This is a genomic window from Caecibacteroides pullorum (assembly GCF_019239235.1).
Lineage (GTDB): Bacteria > Bacteroidota > Bacteroidia > Bacteroidales > Bacteroidaceae > Bacteroides > Bacteroides pullorum.
Genome location: NZ_JAAZTS010000051.1, coordinates 1 through 5,125, shown reverse-complemented (window position 1 = coordinate 5,125; position 5,125 = coordinate 1). Strand labels below are relative to the sequence as shown.

Below are 5,125 nucleotides of genomic sequence, written 5' to 3'. Positions count from 1 at the left end.
GGTTCCACCTCTTCCCATTCCGAACAGAGAAGTTAAGCCCGGTCACGCCGATGGTACTGCGTAACAGTGGGAGAGTAGGTCGCCGCCGTTTTCCTTCAGAAGTCCTCCGCAACGTTCCTGTTGCGGGGGACTTTGTTTTTTGTGCCCGCCCCCTCCCCAATGGCAGGCTGTGCTCACTTGCCTGCCCACGCAGTGCTGCCTCATGCCCTCAGCAAGTGCGGACTGACACCTCCAAGAAGTGCTGAGTTACACCCTCATGCAGTGCTGCGTTGCATCTTCTGAAAGTATCTCCTTATGAAGGTTGAACTATTTGGGATAAAACGCTGTCGGATTGGACTTTTAATGATAAAAACTAATAAAAAGGACATATTTTTTGTTCAGGTCTGTGCAAAGCGGATATTTTTTTGTATCTTTGTCGCCCGAATTATATCTGCTAGTGATTGGCAGCTTTGAAAGGAATAGACGTGGGAAAGTTTGAGAAGTATAAAATAGATTTGAAAGGTATGCATACTGATAACTGTCAGTATGATTTTTTACTTGACAACCAGTTTTTTGCTGATATAGATGGACCTGAGGTTCAAAAAGGCAAGGTGCATGTGTCATTGGTTGTGAAACGAACTTCTCGCGCATTTGAGTTGAACTTTCAAACAGAAGGGGTTATTTTAGTTCCATGTGATAGATGTTTGGATGATATGGAGCTCTCAATTTCCTCTGCTGATAAGTTGATGGTCAAGTTTGGTGCAGAATATGCTGAGGAGGGTGATAACTTGATTGTTATTCCCGAAGTGGAAGGTGCAATAAATGTAGCATGGTTTATGTATGAGTTTATTGCATTGGCTATTCCTATGAAGCATGTGCATGCTCCTGGAAAGTGTAATAAGGAAATGAGTGGAAAACTGAGTAAACATTTGCGGACCACTGCGGACGATGATGATGAAATGTTTTCTGGTACAGATATGTCGGATGATGATAGAGAAGCGTCGATTGACCCTCGTTGGAACGAATTAAAAAAAATATTAGATAACAATTAAAGTTTTAAGAAAATGGCACATCCTAAGAGAAGACAGTCAAAGACAAGAACTGCAAAGAGAAGAACTCATGATAAGGCGGTAGCTCCTACATTGGCTATTTGTCCGAATTGTGGTGAATGGCACGTATATCACACTGTATGTGGTGCATGTGGCTATTACAGAGGAAAACTTGCTATAGAGAAAGAGGCTGCCGTTTAATTGGCGCGCAGTAGATCTCTGCTTGAATAGGTGTCTGAAAAGCTTTGCTTTTGGAGAAAAGGCAAAACTTTTTAGATTACCTTTTTTGAGTATTTACTTAGTATTGAAATTTTAATGGAAAAAATAAATGCAGTAATTACAGGAGTCGGCGGTTATGTCCCTGATTATATCTTGACGAATGACGAGATATCTCGTATGGTGGACACCAATGATGAATGGATTATGACCCGAATCGGTGTTAAGGAAAGACGTATTCTCAATGAAGAAGGATTGGGAAGTTCGTATATGGCTCGTAAGGCTGCCAAGCAGCTGATGCAGCGTACGGGAGCTGATCCCGATGATATCGATCTGGTGATTGTTGCTACTACGACTCCTGACTATCATTTCCCTTCGACAGCTTCTATCTTGTGTGACAAGTTGCGCTTGAAGAATGCTTTCGCTTTTGATTTGCAGGCAGCGTGTAGTGGTTTCCTGTATGCACTGGAAACAGCGGCTAATTTTATCCGCTCCGGCAGATATAAGAAAGTAATCATTGTTGGTGCAGATAAGATGTCGTCGATGGTGAACTATACAGACCGTGCAACCTGTCCAATTTTTGGTGATGGTGCGGCTGCGTTCATGATAGAACCTACCACGGAAGACTATGGTATTATGGATTCTATCTTGCGTACAGATGGTAAGGGACTTCCTTTCCTTCATATGAAAGCAGGTGGTTCCGTATGTCCTCCTTCCTATTTTACAATAGACAATCATATGCACTATATCTATCAGGAAGGTCGTACGGTATTCAAGTATGCCGTATCAAATATGTCCGATGTTAGTGCTGAAATTGCCGCACGAAATGGATTGAATAAGGACAACATTGATTGGGTAATTCCTCATCAGGCTAATCTGCGCATCATTGATGCGGTTGCTAATCGTTTGGAAGTTCCTCATGAAAAGGTAATGATCAACATCCAGCGTTATGGTAATACGAGTGCTGGAACACTTCCGTTGTGTATCTGGGATTTTGAAGACAAGCTGAAGAAAGGAGACAATCTGATTTTCACAGCATTTGGCGCCGGCTTTACATGGGGTGCCGTTTACGTGAAATGGGGATACGACGGTAAGAAAGAACAGTAAGACTACGTTGGTATAATAATAAAAAACGCATCCTATTTTAATGAATTCGATGCGTTTTTTTTTCACAGTTTTAAAATGATTGGTTATGCATAAGGCCGGTTTTGTGAATATTGTCGGAAATCCGAATGTCGGGAAGTCGACGTTGATGAATGCGTTGGTAGGCGAGCGGATTTCAATTGCCACTTTTAAAGCGCAGACTACCCGTCATCGTATTATGGGAATCTATAATACTGACGAGATGCAGATTGTGTTTTCAGATACGCCGGGTGTGTTGAAACCGTCGTATAAGTTACAGGAATCAATGCTGAACTTTTCTACGTCGGCTTTGGCAGATGCGGATATATTGCTATATGTCACGGATGTAGTCGAGACACCAGACAAGCACAACGATTTTGTTGAAAAAGTTAGCAAACTGGAGGTACCGGTCCTTGTACTTATTAATAAGATTGACCTTACTAATCAGGAAAAACTGGTGGAACTGGTGGAAGCATGGAAAGAGTTACTGCCTTCGGCGGAGATTATCCCTATTTCGGCAGCCACTAAGTTCAATGTGGACTATGTAATGAAGCGTGTCAAGGAGCTTTTGCCCGATTCGCCTCCTTATTTTGATAAAGATCAGTGGACAGACAGACCAGCCCGTTTCTTTGTCAATGAGATCATTCGCGAGAAGATCTTGCTTTATTATGATAAGGAAATCCCTTATTCTGTAGAGGTCGTTGTGGAACAGTTCAAGGAGGATGCCAAGAAGATTCATATTCATGCGGTCATCTACGTGGAACGTGATTCGCAGAAGGGTATCATTATCGGTAAGCAGGGGCGGGCATTGAAGAAGGTTGCTTCGGAAGCAAGACGCGATCTGGAGAAGTTCTTTGGGAAAACCATTTTCCTGGAGACATTTGTGAAAGTAGATAAGGATTGGCGCAATTCAGATAAAGAGTTGCGTAATTTTGGATATCAACTTGATTAAAGAATGAACAGGCGGCTGTGAGAGTCGCAAAACGAATGAAAGATAAAGAACTATGGGAAATTTAGTTGCAATTGTAGGACGCCCTAATGTGGGAAAGTCTACGCTATTTAATCGCTTGACGAAGACCCGGCAGGCGATTGTGAACGAAGAAGCGGGGACTACGCGTGACCGTCAGTATGGTAAAGCTGAATGGTTAGGTCGTGAGTTTTCGGTAGTAGATACAGGTGGCTGGGTGGTGAACTCGGACGATATCTTTGAGGAAGAGATCCGCAAACAGGTATTGATGGCTGTGGACGAAGCGGATGTGATTCTGTTTGTGGTGGATGTGATGAACGGAGTGACCGACTTGGATATGGAGGTCGCATCTATTCTCCGTCGCACTAAGAAGCCTGTGTTGTTGATAGCCAATAAGACCGATAACAACGAATTGCAGTATAATGCTCCCGAATTCTATAGCCTTGGCTTAGGTGATCCTTATTGTATTTCAGCTATGACCGGAAGCGGTACGGGCGACATGATGGACCTGATCGTGAGTAAGTTCAAGAAAGAATCTGCGGAAATATTGGACGAAGATATCCCTCGTTTTGCCGTTGTTGGTCGTCCAAATGCCGGTAAATCGTCTATTGTAAATGCTTTTATTGGAGAGGAGCGTAATATCGTGACGGAAATTGCCGGAACAACACGCGATTCTATTTATACTCGTTACAACAAGTTTGGATTCGATTTCTACCTGGTGGATACGGCTGGTATTCGCAAGAAAAACAAAGTGAATGAAGACTTGGAATATTACTCCGTTATCCGTTCTATTCGTTCCATAGAAAATTCGGATGTTTGTATTTTGATGCTCGATGCTACTCGTGGTATTGAAAGTCAGGATCTGAACATTTTCTCATTGATTCAGAAGAATGCAAAGGGGCTGGTCGTTGTGGTAAACAAGTGGGATCTGGTGGAAGATAAGACAGTCAAAGTGATGAAGACCTTCGAAGAAGCCATTCGGAACCGTTTTGCTCCTTTTGTCGACTTCCCTATAATCTTTGCTTCGGCACTTACTAAACAACGTATTCTGAAAGTGTTGGAAGAAGCACGCAATGTGTATCACAATCGGACGACTCGTATTTCCACCGCTCGGTTGAATGAAGAAATGCTTCCACTTATCGAAGCTTATCCACCTCCTTCGAACAAAGGAAAGTATATTAAGATCAAGTACATCACTCAGTTGCCTAATACGCAGGTTCCATCATTTGTTTATTTTGCCAACTTGCCTCAGTATGTAAAGGAACCCTATCGCCGTTTTTTAGAGAACAAAATGCGCGAAAAGTGGAACCTGACAGGCACACCTATCAATATTTATATTCGTCAGAAGTAAGTTAGAGATTCTGTCTGAAATTTATAGAAAAGAGAATGCATCGGTAACGGTGCATTCTCTTTTTTTGTTCTTTTATCCGGCTGGATTAGAACTTCTATGTAAGATATTTTCTTTTCTCGGAGATGCTTTCTTCTTGATTGTTTTTCTCTTCATCTTACTCTTCTTTTTACTCTATTTTCGCGCAATTCTAAGGATAATCCTTGCTTAAGTATCTATGTATGTGAGATTTATGTGATTAAGAAATTATCTGCGAAATAACGGAAGGTTTAATTAGCTTAATAAGTGTAAATTAAATTACAGACAGAGAGGGAAATTCGGCAAGAACTAAACAGTTAAATATGAGAAACTCAATTATTTACTAATTTTTAAATTTATAAATTTAAAGTTTTTAATTATGAACAAAAAGTATCTAAGTGTGATCCTGTTCAGTGCCTTAATGCT

Annotated in this window: 5 protein-coding genes and 1 rRNA gene; all 6 read left to right on the top strand. The window is 41.5% G+C overall.

Annotated features, from left to right (window positions below):
• Positions 1–91, top strand: a 5S ribosomal RNA gene (rrf, locus tag HF894_RS14990); the annotation flags it as partial.
• 373 nt (positions 92–464) lie between these two features.
• Positions 465–1,031 carry a YceD family protein gene (locus HF894_RS14985; RefSeq protein WP_204973445.1) on the top strand — a complete coding sequence of 189 codons (567 nt, stop codon included), beginning with the start codon at positions 465–467 and terminating at the stop codon, positions 1,029–1,031.
• A 12-nt stretch (positions 1,032–1,043) separates the two neighbouring features.
• The gene (rpmF, locus tag HF894_RS14980; RefSeq protein ID WP_002562387.1) at positions 1,044–1,229 is read left to right on the top strand and encodes a 50S ribosomal protein L32; all 186 of its coding nucleotides are present in this window, start codon (positions 1,044–1,046) and stop codon (positions 1,227–1,229) included.
• 114 nt (positions 1,230–1,343) lie between these two features.
• Positions 1,344–2,351: a beta-ketoacyl-ACP synthase III gene (locus HF894_RS14975; protein ID WP_021846472.1), complete on the top strand. Its 1,008-nt coding sequence runs from the start codon at positions 1,344–1,346 to the stop codon at positions 2,349–2,351.
• Positions 2,352–2,436: 85 nt separating this feature from the next.
• Positions 2,437–3,318: a GTPase Era gene (gene era, locus HF894_RS14970; RefSeq protein WP_204973443.1), complete on the top strand. Its 882-nt coding sequence runs from the start codon at positions 2,437–2,439 to the stop codon at positions 3,316–3,318.
• Between the two features lie 52 nt (positions 3,319–3,370).
• Positions 3,371–4,684, top strand: coding sequence for a ribosome biogenesis GTPase Der (der, locus tag HF894_RS14965; protein ID WP_021846474.1), 1,314 nt, complete (start codon positions 3,371–3,373; stop codon positions 4,682–4,684).
• The last annotated feature ends 441 nt before the right edge of the window (positions 4,685–5,125 follow it).